Origin of the sequence: Streptomyces sp. NBC_01283, from assembly GCF_041435335.1 — a bacterium.
Lineage (GTDB): Bacteria > Actinomycetota > Actinomycetes > Streptomycetales > Streptomycetaceae > Streptomyces.
This window is the reverse complement of the sequence record NZ_CP108430.1, coordinates 1,702,573-1,718,157: the sequence shown is the minus strand read 5'-3', so window position 1 is coordinate 1,718,157 and position 15,585 is coordinate 1,702,573. Positions and strand designations below refer to the sequence as shown.

General features: G+C 70.1%; 12 protein-coding genes and 1 tRNA gene. 5 read left to right on the top strand and 8 right to left on the bottom strand.

Translation table 11 applies throughout. The annotated features are described in order from the left end of the window. Window positions 1–3,540 (bottom strand): ThuA domain-containing protein, encoded by a 3,540-nt coding sequence (locus OG302_RS07930; RefSeq protein WP_371526098.1) that lies wholly within the window; start codon window positions 3,538–3,540, stop codon window positions 1–3. 269 nt (window positions 3,541–3,809) lie between these two features. On the opposite strand from OG302_RS07930, the gene OG302_RS07925 reads away from it, so the two are divergent. The 3 genes from OG302_RS07925 (at window position 3,810) to OG302_RS07915 (ending at window position 7,032) form a co-directional block, all read left to right on the top strand. Beyond that, complete coding sequence (locus tag OG302_RS07925; RefSeq protein ID WP_371526097.1) at window positions 3,810–4,826, top strand: alpha/beta fold hydrolase; 1,017 nt, start codon at window positions 3,810–3,812, stop codon at window positions 4,824–4,826. A gap of 142 nt (window positions 4,827–4,968) precedes the next feature. Next, window positions 4,969–5,349, top strand: coding sequence for an MmcQ/YjbR family DNA-binding protein (locus tag OG302_RS07920; RefSeq protein ID WP_371526096.1), 381 nt, complete (start codon window positions 4,969–4,971; stop codon window positions 5,347–5,349). Window positions 5,350–5,724: 375 nt separating this feature from the next. Continuing rightward, window positions 5,725–7,032 carry an MFS transporter gene (locus tag OG302_RS07915; protein ID WP_371526095.1) on the top strand — a complete coding sequence of 436 codons (1,308 nt, stop codon included), beginning with the start codon at window positions 5,725–5,727 and terminating at the stop codon, window positions 7,030–7,032. 66 nt (window positions 7,033–7,098) lie between these two features. Here the strand turns inward: OG302_RS07915 and OG302_RS07910 are convergent, their stop codons facing one another. Both OG302_RS07910 and OG302_RS07905 read right to left on the bottom strand, forming a co-directional pair. Continuing rightward, a complete protein-coding gene (locus OG302_RS07910; protein ID WP_371526094.1) occupies window positions 7,099–8,019 on the bottom strand; it encodes a transketolase family protein in 921 nt (306 codons plus the stop codon). 97 nt (window positions 8,020–8,116) lie between these two features. Continuing rightward, window positions 8,117–8,824, bottom strand: coding sequence for a transketolase (locus OG302_RS07905; RefSeq protein WP_371526093.1), 708 nt, complete (start codon window positions 8,822–8,824; stop codon window positions 8,117–8,119). Between the two features lie 130 nt (window positions 8,825–8,954). Here OG302_RS07905 and OG302_RS07900 point away from each other — a divergent pair. After that, window positions 8,955–9,028: transfer RNA gene (locus OG302_RS07900), tRNA-Pro, on the top strand. A 217-nt stretch (window positions 9,029–9,245) separates the two neighbouring features. On the opposite strand, the gene OG302_RS07895 is transcribed toward OG302_RS07900, so the two are convergent. The 3 genes from OG302_RS07895 to OG302_RS07885 are packed head-to-tail and all read right to left on the bottom strand — an operon-like array spanning window position 9,246 to window position 12,560. After that, on the bottom strand, window positions 9,246–10,172 hold the full coding sequence (locus tag OG302_RS07895; protein ID WP_371526092.1) for an MBL fold metallo-hydrolase: 927 nt from the start codon (window positions 10,170–10,172) through the stop codon (window positions 9,246–9,248). Between the two features lie 50 nt (window positions 10,173–10,222). Then, window positions 10,223–11,188: a D-2-hydroxyacid dehydrogenase family protein gene (locus OG302_RS07890; RefSeq protein WP_371526091.1), complete on the bottom strand. Its 966-nt coding sequence runs from the start codon at window positions 11,186–11,188 to the stop codon at window positions 10,223–10,225. Further along, on the bottom strand, window positions 11,181–12,560 hold the full coding sequence (locus OG302_RS07885) for an MFS transporter (RefSeq protein ID WP_371526090.1): 1,380 nt from the start codon (window positions 12,558–12,560) through the stop codon (window positions 11,181–11,183). Before OG302_RS07885 ends, OG302_RS07890 begins: the two co-directional genes overlap by 8 nt. Window positions 12,561–12,764: 204 nt before the next feature. Here OG302_RS07885 and OG302_RS07880 point away from each other — a divergent pair, with 204 nt between their 5' ends. After that, complete coding sequence (locus tag OG302_RS07880) at window positions 12,765–13,379, top strand: TetR/AcrR family transcriptional regulator (protein ID WP_371526089.1); 615 nt, start codon at window positions 12,765–12,767, stop codon at window positions 13,377–13,379. A gap of 341 nt (window positions 13,380–13,720) precedes the next feature. Here OG302_RS07880 and OG302_RS07875 read toward each other — a convergent pair whose 3' ends face one another. Continuing rightward, window positions 13,721–14,725: an NADP-dependent oxidoreductase gene (locus OG302_RS07875; protein WP_371526088.1), complete on the bottom strand. Its 1,005-nt coding sequence runs from the start codon at window positions 14,723–14,725 to the stop codon at window positions 13,721–13,723. Between the two features lie 72 nt (window positions 14,726–14,797). Further along, entirely contained in the window at window positions 14,798–15,490 is a 693-nt protein-coding gene (locus OG302_RS07870) for an SDR family oxidoreductase (RefSeq protein WP_371526087.1), read from the bottom strand. Window positions 15,491–15,585 lie beyond the last annotated feature (95 nt).

Below are 15,585 nucleotides of genomic sequence, written 5' to 3'. Positions count from 1 at the left end.
TCACTTCGCCGTGATCCGGACCGCGCCGGTCGTCGTGTCGCCCTTGTCGTCGGTGACGGTCAGATGCGCCGTGTACGTCCCCGCGCGCGCGTACGTGTGCTCGGCGCTGCCGGTCTCCGTTCCCGAAGGCTTGGTGTTGTCGCCGTAGTTCCAGTGGTAGGCGGCGGCGGTGCGGCCTTCGGGGAGCTTCACCGTGCTGGTGAGCTTGATGGCGAGGGGCGCGGTGCCGCTGCCCGGGGCCGCCTTGACCGTCACCTTCGCGCCGGCCTTCTTCTCGACTCCGGGGCCGTTGAAGTGCAGCCAGTCGACCGTCAGGAGATCTTCCTTCTCGGGCGTCCATTCGGGGTTGGTGAAGACGGCGTACAGCTTCGTCGTGCCGTCGTGGTCGGCCAGTTCGGTGGTCGGCGAGATGAAGTTGCCCCAGCCGCCGGTGTTCGGCACGGTGACCTTGCCGAGCAGCTTGCCCGTGGGAGACCCGGCGCGGAACTCGATGTCGCCGCCGAGCCCGCCCGATGCCGCGCCCACCGTCACGGAGTCGACGCCCTTGAGGTGCACCGGCTCGAAGGCAACCCAGTCGCCGTCCTCGATCTCGATGAGCCGCTTGCCGCCGGAAGCGTCCGCGCGGTCACCGATGTCCGCACCGCCATGCGCACCACCGGTGCCGGTGCGGTGCTCGGCCTCGCGGAAGGAGGTCCGCAGCGTCAGCGAGGAGGAACCCGTCAGGGCGGGCACACCGGACGCGCCCTTGTCCTCGTACTGGGCCGTGATCCCGTAGTAGAGGTTCTGTCCTGGCCCGTGACTGTCACCGGCGTCCGTCGCGATCTCGCCCGCACAGCCGGTGTAGTTGTCCAGCGGGTGCAGATGGGTGTCGTGTCCGAGCTGGGACTGGACGACGACCCGCTTGCAGTCGATCGGCCCGTCCTCCTTGTCCGCCACCTTGATCTTGAAGGGAATCGTGTCGCCGAAGCTGAAGGTCCCGCCGTTGGGCGGCTGTTGGATGGTGACCACCGGACGGGTGTTCCCGACGGTGACCTCCTGCACGGCCAGACCGCTCAGCTCGTCCGGGCCCGTGACCTTCAGCCGCGCGCTGAACTGCCCCTTCGTGGTGTAGGTGTGCGTCGGGTTCGCCTCGGTCGAGTCGGTGGTGCCGTTCCCGTCGAAGTCCCACGCGTACGTGACGGGCTTGCCGCCGGGCAGCCCCGAACCCGCGCTGGAGAACTTCACCTTGAGGGGAGCCGTGCCGTTGTCCGGCGTGGCCGTGACGCGGGCGTCCGGCAGCCGTCCGTCCTTCACGTAGTCGATGCGGTAGATGCCCGCGCCTTCGTTGCCGCCGCCGCGGCCCGTGCCGCTGCCGAGCCCGAAGTCGATGACGTACATCGCCCCGTCAGGACCGAAGTCGGCGTCGAAAGGCTGGTTCCATTTCATGTCGGGGAAAATGGAGTTGATCGAGTTCAGGTCGCCCGCCTTCGCGGGCTTGAAACGCGGGTCGGTGAACGTCTGGTCCTTCTCCTGCATCGAGAAGACCTTGAACCACTGCCGCGTCAGCTCGTAGTTGAACCACTTCCCCTCGAAGTACTCGGGGAACTTCGTCTTGTACGTGTTGGCGGCGTCGTAGTCGTAGACCGGACCGCTCATCGGGCCGCCGCCGCCCGTGCCGAGTTCGGGGAACTGCTCGGATGCGGAGTAGGCGTACCAGACGTTCGCGGGCTGTGCGGGCGGCAGATCGCGCAGGCCCGTGTTGTTCGGCGAATCGTTCACGATCTTCGCGCAGTCGAATTTCGCGCCCGACTTCTTCGTCGCGAAGTCGTAGTCGTTGAACGGGGTGTTGTCGCCGATGCAGTAGGGCCAGCCGTAATTGCCCGCCTTGGTGATGCGGTTGTACTCGACGGTCCCCTCGGGGCCCCGGTCGGCGACGGCGTTCTTCGCGTCGGGCCCGTAGTCCGCCATCAGGAGGGCGCCGCTCAGCGGGTCCGTGGTGATGCGGAAGGGGTTGCGCATGCCCATCGCGTAGATCTCGGAGCGGGTCTTGTCCGTTCCCGGCGCGAAGAGATTGCCCTCCGGCACGGAATAGGTCCCGTCGTCCTTCGGGGTGACGCGCAGGACCTTGCCGCGCAGGTCGTTCGTATTGCCGGAGGTGCCCTGCGCGTCCCAGGCGCGGCGGCCCTCGCGCTCGTCGATCGGGGCGAATCCGTCCGACGCGAACGGATCGGTGTTGTCACCCGTCGCGATGTACAGGTCGCCCTTCTTGTCGAAGGTGATGGAGCCCGCCATGTGCGAGTTCGCCCGGCCTTCGCCACGCCACGTGGGAATGGTCAGGAGCCGCTTCTCCGTCGCCGGATCGATCTTTCCGCCCGCTTCGGTGAAGCGCGAGAGGTTGATGCGCTTCTCGGTCTTGTCGGAGTTCAGGAGATAGACCCAGTGGTTGTCCTTGAACTTCGGATCGAGCGCGAGTCCGAGCAGCCCGTCCGACTGGCTCGTCATCTCGGGGGTGTAGTCGAAGTCGAGTGCCGTGGAGACCTTCAGCGTCTCCTGGTCGATGATCTTCAGCTTCCCGGTGCGCTGGATGAAGAACACCCGGCGGTCGGGGGCGACGGCCAGCTCGAAGGGGTCGGCCAGATCGTTCGTGGCGAGCGGCGTGCGCTGGAAGGCACCGGTCTTGGTGGCGGTGCAGTCGCCGGCCTTGTTGCCCGCGGCCCACTCGATGCCGCCGAGCAGGTGCTTCAGGAAGCCCTCCTCCTGGAAGGCCGACTTGGCGTGCCCGCCCGCCGTGTACCAGGAGCGGCCGCCGTCGTAGTTCTGGCACCAGGACCACGGCTGGTCGACGCCCTCGTCGAGCCCGCTGACACCGTCGCGCACCTTCACCTGGGCGAGCGTGTGCACCTTCCCCGTCGGATTGGTGCGCCAGTTGTACCACTCCTCCGTGCGCTCCCAGAGCTCCGGAAGGCCCTTGGTGGAGGGGTGCGCGTGGTCGAGCACCTTGACTCGCCCGGTCTGCACCTCGGGGTGCTTGTCGAAGATCGCGCCGACCAGACCCTCGTACCAGTTCCAGTCGCGCTCGCTGGCCGACGCGGCGTGCAGGCCGACCCAGCCGCCGCCCCCGCGGACGTACTCCTGGAAGGCCGCACGCTGGTCGGCGTCGAGCAGATCGCCCTTCTCCGGGGTGGAGTTGGTGTTGTTGAAGACGATGGCCTGGAAGCGGGCGAGGTTGGCGTCGGTGAAGGCCGCCGCGTCGTCGGTGGCCTCCACCTCGAAGTCGTTCTCGCTGCCTAGCTTCTCGATGGCCTCGACGCCCGCGGGGATCGAGTCATGGGGGAAGTTCGTGACTTTGGAGAAGACCAGGACACGGAAGGGGGCCGCCGCCTTCTCCGCCTCCGCCGCCGCGCGGGGCGGGGCGGTGAGGCCGAGGCCGATGACGAGGGCCAGCAGGGCGATGAGCGCGAGCCAGGGGCTCGGCGTGGTGCGGCCCGGTCTCGGTGCGGGGCGGCCCGGTCTCGACGCGGTGGGGCCGCGTCCGGGCAGGGCGGGACTCGTGGAACTCATGGCGCTCCCTGGGCTGGGCGGGTGGACGGCTGCCGGTAGCCGGGTGTGCGGTGAGTGCGAGTTGCGCGGGCGCGGGGCCTTTGGAGAGCGTTGCGTTTAGAAAGCGCTTTCCATTGCGCGTTGTTCAGCGTAGGTTCCGCTCTGACGGGGGGTCAATGGGTTGGAAGGGCCTGGCGTGAGAAGGGGGTCACGGAGAGGCACGGGTATGAGGGCGCGTGTACGGGGGAGGGTCTCAGGGCCACAGATGTCGTACAGGGGAGCCTTTCGCCATGTCTGACCACGCCTCGACGCCCGCCCCCGCCGCGTACACCGCCGGACTCGTGAACGCGGCGGACGGCGTCCCCGTCGCCACGTACACCTGGCTGCCCGACGGCGGCAGGCCGCGCGCCTTCGTGCAGATCGCGCACGGTGCGGGTGAACACGCCCTGCGCTACGACCGGTTCGCGCAGCATCTGATGGCACACGGCTATGGAGTGATCGCGTCCGACCACCGGGGCCATGGCGCGACGGCGCAGGCGACTGGTGGGTACGGGGTTACGGGCTCGTCGGCGGATGAGGCGGCCGACGCGCCTGGCGCATCTGGTGGGTCTGGTGCGTCCCTCTCCTTCGACAGCTGGCGCGCCATCGTCGACGACCTCAAGGCGATCGGCGACCAGGTACGCACCCTGCACCCCGGAACGCCGCTCTTCCTGCTGGGCCACAGCATGGGCTCGCACCTGGCCAGGGACTACGCGCAGGAGTACCCGGACGGCCTCGCGGGCCTGATCCTCTCCGGCACCTTCCGCTCCCTGCCCGGGGTCGGGATCGACGAGTCGATCGCCCGCCTGGAGCGCGAGATCGCCGAGGACGGCCGGGAGGCCCTCTCGTCGTACCTCCCCGAACTCTTCGCGGCCTTCAATGACGCGTATCCGCACCGCACCGGTTTCGAATGGCTCTCACGCGACGAGGCCGAGGTCGACGCGTACGTCGCCGACGAGCGCTGCGGCTTCCCCTTCTCGGCCGGGCTCTGTCTGGACTGGGTGCGAGCCGTGCGCAAGATGAACGACCCGCGCAACCTGTCCCGGGTCCCCGCGGACCTGCCCGTCCACATCGCCGTCGGCACGGAGGACCCCTGCAACCAGGGCATGACGCTGGTCCATGAACTCGTGGAGGACTACCGGTACGTGGGCCTGGACGACCTCACCTGGAAGGGCTACGAGGGGGCGCGCCACGAGATCCTCAACGAGACCAACAGGGATGAGGTGGAGGAGGACCTGCGGACCTGGCTGGACAAGCGGGTGCTGTGAGCGCCGGTGCTGTGACGGGCGGCCTTGCGAGGCGCGTCCGTGCGTGACGGGCGGCCTTGCGAGGCGCGTCCGTGCGTGATGGGCGTCCGCGTGTGACGGGCGTTCGGGGGCCGCTGTCAGTGGGGTTGGCTACCGTTCAGGCATGTCTCGAGCTCATGCCAATGCCCAGGTGACGGGTGACGATGTCCGACGGGCCGCACTGGCCCTGCCGGATACGACGGAGAAGATCGCCTGGAGCATGCCCACCTTCCGGGTGGCCGGAAAGATGTTCGCCACGCTCCCCGAGGACGAGACGTCCATCGCCGTGCGGTGCCCGAAGGAAGAGCGCGACGAGTTGGCCCTCGCGGAGCCGGACAAGTTCTGGATCGCCGACCACGAGGCGATGTTCGCCTGGGTGCGCGCACGGCTCTCGGCGCTCGACAAGGACGAACTGGCCGACATCCTCGCCGACTCCTGGCGCCAGGCCGCCCCTACCCGACTCCTTGACGCCTACCCGGAGTTGGGGCTTCCGTCGACGAGCTGAGGCGGGCGAAAAGCGATCGGCTGATGTCAGTGCCCCGTGGCATGATCCAGCCGAGGGTGGAGGGCGACGGCTCGTGGGACGACGGGCCGGACGCTGCCGCCAGGGGAGGGGACTGGGGTGCCGTCACGGGACGGGAACGACGAGGGCGCGACTGACGGGAGAGCCGGCGAGGTCGGCGAGGGCGGGGCCGGAGAAGGCGGGGTCGGCGGGGGCAGGCGTACGGGGATCCCGAAAGGGAGGCAGGGCAAGCGCACCCCGCCCGACCGCACAGACCGCCCAAGCGGCACAGCCTGTACCGGCTCCACCGGCCGTACCAGCCCGACCGGCCCGACCGGCCCGACTGGCTCGACCGGCTCGACCGTCCTCCGCAAGGGATTGCCGGCGCCCCTGGAAACCGCGGACGCCCGCAAGAACATCTGGTCGCGGGACTTCGGGTTCTTCTTCGGTGCCCGGACCGTCGCCAAGCTCGGCGACACGATGCTGCCCGTCGCGCTGGCGGCGGGCCTGCTCCAGCACGGGCACGGCGCGGGCGCCGTCGGCCTCGCCATGGCCGCCACGACGGTCTGCTTCGCGGGACTGGTGATCTTCGGCGGGGTCTTCGCCGACCGGTTCAGCACCCGCCTGCTGATGATCGGCGCGGACGTGGTCCGGCTCGGCACGCAGTCGGTCGCGGCGGTCCTCTTCTTCACCGGCCACGTCGTGCTCTGGCAGATATGCGTGATCGGTGCGCTCAACGGCGCGGCGGGCGCCCTCTTCCAGCCCGGCGTCGCCAGCACGGTCCCGCGACTGGCCTCCGACGTCCAGAAGGCCAACGGCGCGATACGCGTGGCCGAGTCGGCAGCGGCCCTGGCGGGACCGGCCGTCGCGGGCGTCCTCGTGGCGTTCGCCTCGCCCGGCGCCGTCTTCGCCGCGCACGCGGGGACGTACGGAGTGAGCGCCCTCTGCCTGGTCCTGCTCAGGCTGCCGCCCGCGCTGCCCGGTTCGATGCCGCACAGCAACGGCTTCCGGGCCGATCTGGTGCAGGGCTGGCGGGAGTTCAGGTCCCGCACCTGGCTCTGGGGCGTCATCGCCATCTTCTGCGTCCTGATGATCGCGACCACCGGCCCGCTGACACCTCTGGTCGCCACGCTCGTCGTGCAGGAGCACGGCTCGGGGGCGTACGGCCTGATCAACTCGGCCCTGGGCGCAGGCACCGTGCTCGGTGGCCTGGCCGCCCTGCGGCTGCGCCCCCGCCGCATGCTCCGCGCCGGTTCGGTGGCCCTGATCGGGTACTGCGCCTTCCCGGCTGCCGTCGGCGCCCAGCTCGGCGTCCCGTTGATGGCCGTGGGCGCCGCGGTCGCGGGCGCGGGGCTCTCCTTCTGGGGAGTCATGTGGGCGACGAGCGTCCAGACCCAGGTACCGCCCGACGTCCTCAACCGCATCCACGCGTACGACGTCGCGGGATCGATCGCCCTGCTGCCGGTGGGCCAGGCCCTTGCGGGTCCCGCCGCGAGCGCCTTCGGTGCGGAGCAGGTGCTGATCACGGGTGCCGTGACGACGGTCCTCGTCTGCCTGGCGATGCTCTCCGTGCCCGCGATACGTGGGTTGGTGCGGGTGGACGGGAGAGCGCCGGTCCAGAGCGGGGGAGCGGCGGCCGACCGCCCCGGACGGACAGTGCCGGCGGGCCGCGGCGCGCAGCGATGACCAAGGGACAGCCACGCGCCGGCCGGGGGCGCCGAGGGGAGCGAGGACCGACGGAGCGAGGGCCGACTAGACGAGAGCGCGCCTCGACGCCCCCAGGAAACCGGTGATCCGCTCCCGCAGCGAGCGGACGTCGAGCCCGTGCGCGGCCATGTGGTCGTCGATCTGCCCATAGCGGCGCAGCTCGGCTCGGCCGACGCCGAGCCCGAGCACCCGGTGCGGGACGTCGGCGAGCGCGTCGTTCGCGCCGGCCGTGGAGGTCCCGGCGAGATAGGGCTCGACCACGACGACGTCGGCCACATCCGCTGCCCCCGTCGCGCGGCGCAGCGCCTCGGCGTCGAAGGGCCGCACGGTGGTCGCGTACAGCACGGTGAGATCGAGCCCCTCACTAGCGGCGAGCACGTTGTCCAGCATGGGCCCGACGGCGATCACGGCCCCTCCACGGCCCTCGCGCACCGTATGGAAACGGGCCCCGTCCACCGGCAGCGCTTGAGCGTTCGACTGCGCCGAGAGCCGGACGTAGACCTTGTCGTCACCGGCGGCGACCGCGTGCCGCAGCAGCGTCTCGGCCTCGTCCGGGTGCCCCGGCACATGAACGGTCCAGCCGTCCAGCGTGTCGAGCAGCGCCACATCGCCCGGCGACATGTGTGTGTAGCCACCGGCGGGCCAGTCGAAGGAGGCCGCGGCGCTCACCAGAACGCCCCCCACCCCCTGATGCCCGAAGTCCAGCTTCACCTGCTCGAACGGCCGCTCCACGAGAAAGCTCGCGAAGGTGTGCAGGACGGGCCGCAGCCCGGCCAGGGCGAGACCGGCACCGGTCCCGACGAGCAACTGCTCCCGGATCCCGACGTCGATCACCCGGTCCGGATGCTTGCGCCGCGCCTCCGCGAAGGCGTCCACGCCTATCGCGGCGAGGACGACGGCGACGCGCGGATCCTCGTCGAGCAGCCGCGAGACGACGGGGGCGAAGCGATCGCGCATGGTGTCCATGACGGTAAGACCTCCGACGGAAGAGAAGGAAGAAAAAGCAAATAAAGGACGGAGCGGACGCAGATGGACAGGTGGCCCCCAGGGGCCCTGCCCCTGCTCACGAACCCTTCGGCTCGACCTGGGCCACGACCGCCCGTGGCTGCCCCGGATGCGGCGCGGTGAAGGCGGCGTACAGCGCGTCGTGATCGCGACCCTCGACGGTCTCGGTGGACCACCCGGCGGCCTCGAAGCGGGCGGCGATGCCGCCGGGCCTGGCGTGCCGGGCTGAGGCGTTGTCGATCACGACCGTGTGCAGCCGCTCGAGCCCGGAGGGCCCGGCGAAGGCGATGGCCTCGTGATTGCTGCCCTCGTCCAGCTCCGCGTCCCCGACGAGCACCCACACCCGGGCGTCCGCGATGCCCCGCGCCCTGAGCCCCAGCGCGGTCCCGACCGCGAGCGGCAGCCCGTGCCCGAGCGACCCGCTGCCGATCTCGACGCCCGGCACGAGCACCCGGTCCGGGTGGTGCCCCAGCGGCGAGTCGTACGCCCCGAACCCCTCCAGCCAGTCGACCGGAAGGAAGCCCTTGGCAGCGAGGACGGCGTAGTACGCCATGGGCCCGTGCCCCTTGGAGAGCAGGAACCGGTCGCGCCCCGGATCGCTCATCTGCTCGGGTGTGACCCTGAGCACTCGGTCGTACAGGACCCAGAGCGCGTCGAGGGTGGACGTCGCGGCGGGCCCGTGCTTCTCGTCCCCCGTCATCCGCGCCATGAGGCGGGGCAGGTCCGCGTATCCGTACCGGTGCTCGCGTTCCGTTGTCGTCGTCATGACACAGAGCGTGCAACCTCAAGTCCGCTTGAGGTCAACAGGTCGCTAAAGGCGTGAGCGATCACGGCCCCGAGTGCGGTATTGTTTCGATGCGCGTTCGGCCGGGGGAAACCCCAGGTCACACGGGCACCGGGACGTGGCGCAGCTTGGTAGCGCACTTGACTGGGGGTCAAGGGGTCGCAGGTTCAAATCCTGTCGTCCCGACGGAAACGTCGCAGGTAGGGGCCATCTTCGGATGGCCCCTACTTCGTTTTTCGGCGCCATTTCGGGAGCCGCGGTGCTGCTTGGTGGAGGGCACGGTGTGAGCGATTGACGCTGGAGCTGAAGGGCTGGCCCAGGCGCACGGTGGTCATTGACTGCCCGGCACGCGCAGCGGCGCCCGGTTCGTGGTTCGTTGCCGAGGCCGCTGCGGGTGGGAGGTTCAGCGATTGACTGGCTCGTCCCTCCAGGGGCGCCAGTGGCCGGTGTCGTCGACGGTGCCGAGTTGTTGGTCGGCGAAGTGCACGCCGAAGCCGAGGACGTCGTCCTGGGACAGGAATTCCACGAGCCGGCGGCGTGAGTGCTCGGCCTGGGCGCGGTCGTGGTCGAGGACGACTTCCCAGTCGGGATGCTGGATCTGGACGGGCGAGTGCATGGCGTCGCCGAAGGCCACGATCCGGCGGCCGTCACCGGTGTCGAGGATCCAGGCCGTGTGGCCGGTGGTGTGTCCGGGCAGCGCCCAGGCGCGTACTCCCTCGGCGATCTCCGTTCCGTCGGCGACGGCTGTGGTCCGTTCGTTCTGTCCGGCGAGCCGTGGGCCGGAAGCGGGGTTCAGGCCCTGCAGTTCACCTTCCCCGACGACCCAGCGCGCGTTGGGGAACAGGCTGCGCGGGTCGTCGACGGCGTCCGGCCGGGCCCATCCCGTGTGGTCGTCGTGCAGGTGGGTGAAGGCGACCGTCTCCAGTGTGGCCGGGTCGACGCCCAGGCCCTCCAGATGATCGGGAAGGGTCTGTACGTGGTCGAAGCCGTGCTGGAAGTGTTCGGGGTCCTCGCCCGAGATCCGGCCGTGGCCGGCGTCCAGGAGCAGGCGCTTCCCGCCACGCTCGACGAGCAGCGCGCCGCATCCCATGGCCAGGTGACCCGCGTCCGTCATGTGGGGACCGTGGTCCGTCCAGTCGTCGTCGGCGGAGGCGGGGTAGACCCGGGTGGCGATCATGTGGACGCCGGCGTCGGGGACGTAGGTGAGGGTGAGGTCACCCAGGGTCCGCGTCCACAGCTGCGGCAGGCGGCCTCCCGAGTCGTCGGCGGGATCGTGCTGCGGGTGGGCCGTGGTGGTCTGGCCGCTGGTGGTCTGTCCGCGGGTGGTCATGGTGGGTCCCTTTCCTTGTTCGTGTGTGGGGGTGTTGAGGCGCGATCCGCTCATGGCGTGAGGAGGCGCACCGGTTCGCCGGCGGCGTAGGCGAGGATGTCGCCGAGCGCGTCGCGGTAGAAGATTTCGTAGGCGTCCGCGGTGACGTAGCCCAGGTGCGGGGTGAGGACGGTTCGCGGAGCGTCGCGCCACGGCGAATCGGCGGGCAGCGGCTCGGCGTAGTGGACGTCCAGGGCGGCTCCGCCCAGCGTTCCGGTGTGCAGCGCGGCCAGCAGGGCCTCCTCGTCGACGACGGGCGCGCGGGAGGTGTTGATCAGCAGCGCGTCCGGCCGCATGAGGGCGAGTTCGTCGGTACCGATGAGGCCGACGGTGCGTGGGGAGAGCCGGACATGGAGCGTCACCACGTCCGAGGTGGCGAGCAGTTCCCGTTTGCTGACGGGCGTGACGCCCCATGTCTTCGCGTGCCCGGGATCGAGGTGAGTGCTCCAGGCGACGACGTCCATGCCGAAGGCGACCCCGACCTGGGCCACCCGACTGCCCACGCCACCGAGGCCGATGACGCCCAGGCGGGCGCCGTGCAGGTCACGACCCACGGTCTGCTGCCAAGCGCCCCCGCGCAGGTTGCGGTCCTCGGCGGGGAGCGAGCGGGTCAGGGCGTGCACGAGTCCCCACGTCAGCTCGGCCGTCGAGGTCAGTCCTGCGGGGCGGGTGCCGGACACCACGATCCCGTGCCGCGAGGCCGCGGCCGTGTCGATGGCCGCGTTGGCGGGGCCCGTGGTGACCAGCAGGCGCAGGTTCGGCAGTCTGTCGAGCACCTCGGCGGGGAAGGGGGTGCGCTCGCGCATGGCTACGACCACATCGAACGGCTCCAGCGCGGCGATCACTTCCTCGGGACTGCCCAAGTGCTGGGAGAAGTAGGTGAGATGGGCGCCTTCGGGCAGGGAACCCCAGGCGGCGTGCCGGTGTGCCGTGTGCTGGTAGTCGTCCAGGATCGCCACTCGGCGGATCTCAGGCATGAGCGGTCTCCGTGGTGTCAGCGGTCTCCTTGGCGTGCGCGCAGGTGTGATCCGCGCGTGCGCCGGCGATACGTGCGCAGGTGCCGTCCGCGCGTGCGCCATATGTGCGGGCCGCGTGGACGCTTTCGTCCGCGGACGGGTCGGCGAGCGGTTCCGCGGGGCTCGGGCGGAGCAGTTCCAGGGACCAGATCGCGAGACCGATCAGCGCGATCACCGCTCCGAGCGCGGAGACCCCTGCCCAGCCCACGAGCGGATACAGCACGGCCGTCAGCGCGGAAGCGACAGTGCTGCCGGCGAAGGCGGAGACCATGAGCGCTGTGGTGACCCGGCTGCGTGCGTGCGGGATGCGGCGGTACAGGACGCTCTGGTGACTGATCAACAGAGCCTGCTGTGCCAGGTTGAGCGCCACGATGCCGGCCATCAGCGCGCTCAGGCCGAGCGTGCCTCCCTGCCCTGCGAGGACGAGTACGCCCCAGCTGCCCGTCAGTACGATCAGCCCGCCGGTGGTCACCTGGCGGGCGTGACCGCGGTCCGCGAGGCGGCCGGCCACCGACGCGGCGGCGGCCCCGACGACCCCGACCAGACCGAACAGGCCGATGACCGCCGGACCGTACCCGTAGGTGGGGCCGGCCAGCAGGAACGACGAGGCGGTCCACAGGACCGTGAAGCCGCCCATGCCGACCGCGGCCAGAGCCATGCGCCTGCGCAGCAGCGACTCGGTGCGCACGAGCGTCACCACCGAGTGCAGCAGCTGGGGGTAGGGCGTCTTCGTGGTCGGCGGTACGAGGGGCAACACCAGGCGCAAGGTGATCGCAAGGACCACCATGATGCCCGCCGCGAAGACGAACACCAGCCGCCAGTTCCCGAATTCGGCCAGCAACCCGGCCGCCGTCCGCGCGAGCATGATGCCGATGAGCAGGCCGCTCATGACCGTTCCCACCACTGCGCCGCGTTCATGGTCGGCGGCCAACGAGGCAGCCATCGGCACCACGATCTGCGCCACGGCGGAGGTCACCCCGACCAGCGCGACCGAGGCGTACAGCGCGCCCAGCGAGGGGGAGGCCGCCGCGCCGAGGAGAGCGACAGCGCTCAGGGCGAGCAGCCCGCTCACCAGCCGGCGCCGCTCCAGTACGTCACCCAGGGGCACCAGCAGTGCCAGCGAGAGCGCGTAGCCGATCTGTGAGGAGGTGACGATCAGACCTCCGGCTCCCTCGGAGACACCGAGCGCCTTGGAGACGACGGGGAGCAACGGCTGCGCGTAATAGATGTTCGCGACCGCCGCTCCGCACGTCACCGCCAGCAACAGCACCATCGCGCGGCTCAGCGGGGAGCGGGCGCCGGTCCCGTCCTGCCTGAATTCTGGATCGTTCATGCCGAAATACTCGATCCAGCTCGACGTGCTGGTCAAGTGATTATGGATCAAACGATCCACAAGTGATGAGGGTCACTGAGGCCGACGAGGTCCGGGTGCTCCGCCGCTTGGCGCTTTGTGGAGTGGTTGGTCCAATATGGGAAGGAGGAAGCGGGGAAGCTCTCCCCGCGCCGGAACGCTCGCTTTGTGATGCAGGAGGTCCCCATGCCGCCAGCCGGCCGCCCCCGTGCCTTCGACATGGAGGCCGTACTGGAGGCTGCGATGCTCCTGTTCTGGGAGCAGGGTTACGAAGCGACCTCGCTGGCACAGCTGCGAGCCGCCACCGGGTTGTCCTCCGCGAGCCTGTACGGCGCCTTCGGGTCAAAAGAGGGGCTGTTCAAGCAGGTCGTCGAGCACTACATGAAGGGGCCGGGCGGCGCGACCGACGTCGTCGAGGGCGAAACGCTCAGCCCGCGAGGAGCCGTGGCCGCCCTGCTGCACCGCTCGATCGACATGCAGTCGGACTCGTCCCACCCCACCGGCTGTCTCGTCGCCTTGTCCGGCACGATGCGGGCACCAGGCGAGGAGAACGCCGAGGTGCGCGCGGCAGTCGGCGCGCGGCGTGCAGCCGACCGGGTGCGCATCAGGGCCTGCGTGGAGCGAGGCGTCGCGGCGGGCGAACTCGACGCCGACGCGGACGTCGACGGGGTGACCGCCATGATTCACAGCTTTCTCCTCGGCCTCTCCACGCAACTGCGCGACGGGGTGGCCGCAGCGACTCTGCACACGGCGGTCGACGTCCTGCTGCTCAACTGGCGCCGCGCAGAGAGAAGTAGCTAGCGTGCGACTTCGGCCGACCGCGGCCGGCCGAATGCAACGGACCGCATCCAGCGCCATCGCGAACTCATCGACGGCTGCTCGGCACCGGCTTCAGCCCGCCCCGTACACCGCACGACACCACGCTGAGGAAGTCAGCAATGACATGCGTGGCGGCCTGCGGTTCTCCGGCGTCGAGGAGCCCGTCAACTTCCCTGCATCCCTCTTGCGGGTCCCGGGTCCTCGGGCTTTGACGCTAGCGACTTCCCGCGCTCGCCCCGCCGGTTCCCGCACCGGCCGTGCGCCGGCGTGAGCGAGCGTCGGGCGACCGGCGACGGCGTGCGTGCATAGCAAGATGGCTCGCCCTACGTCATGGAGACGACGACCTTGCCGGCCTTCGCGCGGCCCTTTTCGACGTACTCCATGGCCTGAAGGGTTTCGTCGAACGGGAAGACCCGGTCGACGACGGGGCGGATCATCCCGGAGTCGACGAGTGGGGTGAGTTCGCGCAGCTGGTCGCCGCTGGCCTTCATGAACAGGAACGAGTACGCCACGCCGTGGCGCTTGGCGCTGCGCCGGGTCCGGAAGCTCAGCGCGGTCATGGCCAGGCGGAGGACCGGGTTCGCGCCGAGTTCGCGGGCGAAGGCCGGGTCGGGCGGGCCCGCGACGCTGATGGCCTGGCCGCCGGGCTTGAGCACCCGCAGGGACCTGGCCAGGTTGTCGCCGCCGAGGGAGTCCAGGACGACGTCGTAGCCGTCGAGGACTTCTGTGAAGCCCTGTGTGCGGTAGTCCACGGCGACGTCCGCGCCGAGCTCCTTGACCAGGTCGATGTTGGCGGTGCTCGCGGTGGTGGCCACGTGCGCGCCACGTGCTTTGGCCAGCTGGACGGCGATGGAGCCGAGGCCGCCGGCTCCCGCATGGATGAGGACCCGCTGACCCCGCTGCACTTGGGCCCGCTCGACCAGTGCCTGCCATGCGGTCAGGGCGACCAGGGGCAGGGAGGCGGCCTCGGTCATGGTGAGGGCGGCCGGTTTGGGTGCCAGGTCGTCCTGGTGGACGGCGATGAGGTCGGCGAAGGTGCCGATGCGGTCCTTGTCGGGGCGTGCGTATACGTCGTCGCCGACCGCGAACTCGGTGACGTCGGCGCCTACTTGGATGACCGTCCCGGCGAGGTCGTTGCCCAGGACGAGGGGGAGACGGTAGCGCAGGAACGCCTTGAAGTCGCCGTTGCGGATCCTCATGTCCAGTGGGTTGACGCCCGCGGCATGGATCTTGACCAGGACGTCCTCGGCGCCGACGACGGGATCGGGGATCTCGGCGGCGCGCATGGTGGCCGCGCCGCCGTACTTCTCGACCATGAAGGCCTTCATCGTCTTCTCCGTTTCTGTTCCCGTCCGCGAGAGGCCGGGGTTTCCGCTCGCGTCGGGAGCGCCCTGGAGGGCTCAGGCGGCGTTCGGCTGCGGCGTGGCGGCCAGGCCCTGCTTGACCTGTCGGGTCAGATCGTCGGCGACGATCTCGGGCAGGCCCGCCTCGATGCCGTCGAGGGCCTGGGCCGCGACGTCGGAGGCGGAGACCTTCTGGTCGGCGGGGACCTCGGCAGCCATGTCGGTGTCCATGTAACCGACGTGCAGCGCGGAGACGGTGATGCCGCGCGGTGCCAGTTCCTCGCGGCTCGCGCCGGTCAGCGCCCAGGCGGCGGCCTTGGAGGCGGCGTAGGAGCCGAGGCCTGCCGGGTGGTACCAGGACAGGACGGACAGGACGTTGAGTACGGCGCCGCCGTTGTTGCCCTCGATCACGGGGGCGAAGGCGCGGGTCGCGGCGAGCGGGCCGAAGAAATTGGTGTCCATCTCCCGGCGCACCTCGTCCAGGTCACCGTCGACCAGCGTGGCGCCGGTGGAGATGCCCGCGTTGTTGATCAGAAGTGTCGCGTCGGAGGCGGTACGTGCGGCCGCCCTGATCGACTCCTCGTCCGTGACGTCCAGGTGCAGCGGGGTGACACCCGGCAGGTCGACCGTCTCGGGGCGGCGGGCCGCCGCGTAGACCTTCGCGCCGCGCTCCACGAGCTGGGCGGCGAGATGCCGTCCGAGCCCCCGGTTGGCGCCGGTGACGACCGCGACCGTGTTCTTGAGCTCCATGTCTGATCCTGCTCCCGGTTGTGGCGGGCGCCGTCCGGCCACCCGCCTCCAGCTGATTTAGATTACGATGACAATCTAAACACCGGATTACGATA

Bases quoted from the DNA above. Each gene is read 5' to 3' on its own strand.
- OG302_RS07870 (WP_371526087.1), bottom strand. From the start codon at position 15,490: ATGGAGCTCAAGAACACGGTCGCGGTCGTCACCGGCGCCAACCGGGGG.
- OG302_RS07885 (WP_371526090.1), bottom strand. From the start codon at position 12,560: ATGAACGATCCAGAATTCAGGCAGGACGGGACCGGCGCCCGCTCCCCG.
- OG302_RS07930 (WP_371526098.1), bottom strand. From the start codon at position 3,540: ATGAGTTCCACGAGTCCCGCCCTGCCCGGACGCGGCCCCACCGCGTCG.
- OG302_RS07925 (WP_371526097.1), top strand. From the start codon at position 3,810: ATGTCTGACCACGCCTCGACGCCCGCCCCCGCCGCGTACACCGCCGGA.
- OG302_RS07875 (WP_371526088.1), bottom strand. From the start codon at position 14,725: ATGAAGGCCTTCATGGTCGAGAAGTACGGCGGCGCGGCCACCATGCGC.
- OG302_RS07920 (WP_371526096.1), top strand. From the start codon at position 4,969: ATGTCTCGAGCTCATGCCAATGCCCAGGTGACGGGTGACGATGTCCGA.
- OG302_RS07880 (WP_371526089.1), top strand. From the start codon at position 12,765: ATGCCGCCAGCCGGCCGCCCCCGTGCCTTCGACATGGAGGCCGTACTG.
- OG302_RS07910 (WP_371526094.1), bottom strand. From the start codon at position 8,019: ATGGACACCATGCGCGATCGCTTCGCCCCCGTCGTCTCGCGGCTGCTC.
- OG302_RS07905 (WP_371526093.1), bottom strand. From the start codon at position 8,824: ATGACGACGACAACGGAACGCGAGCACCGGTACGGATACGCGGACCTG.
- OG302_RS07890 (WP_371526091.1), bottom strand. From the start codon at position 11,188: ATGCCTGAGATCCGCCGAGTGGCGATCCTGGACGACTACCAGCACACG.
- OG302_RS07895 (WP_371526092.1), bottom strand. From the start codon at position 10,172: ATGACCACCCGCGGACAGACCACCAGCGGCCAGACCACCACGGCCCAC.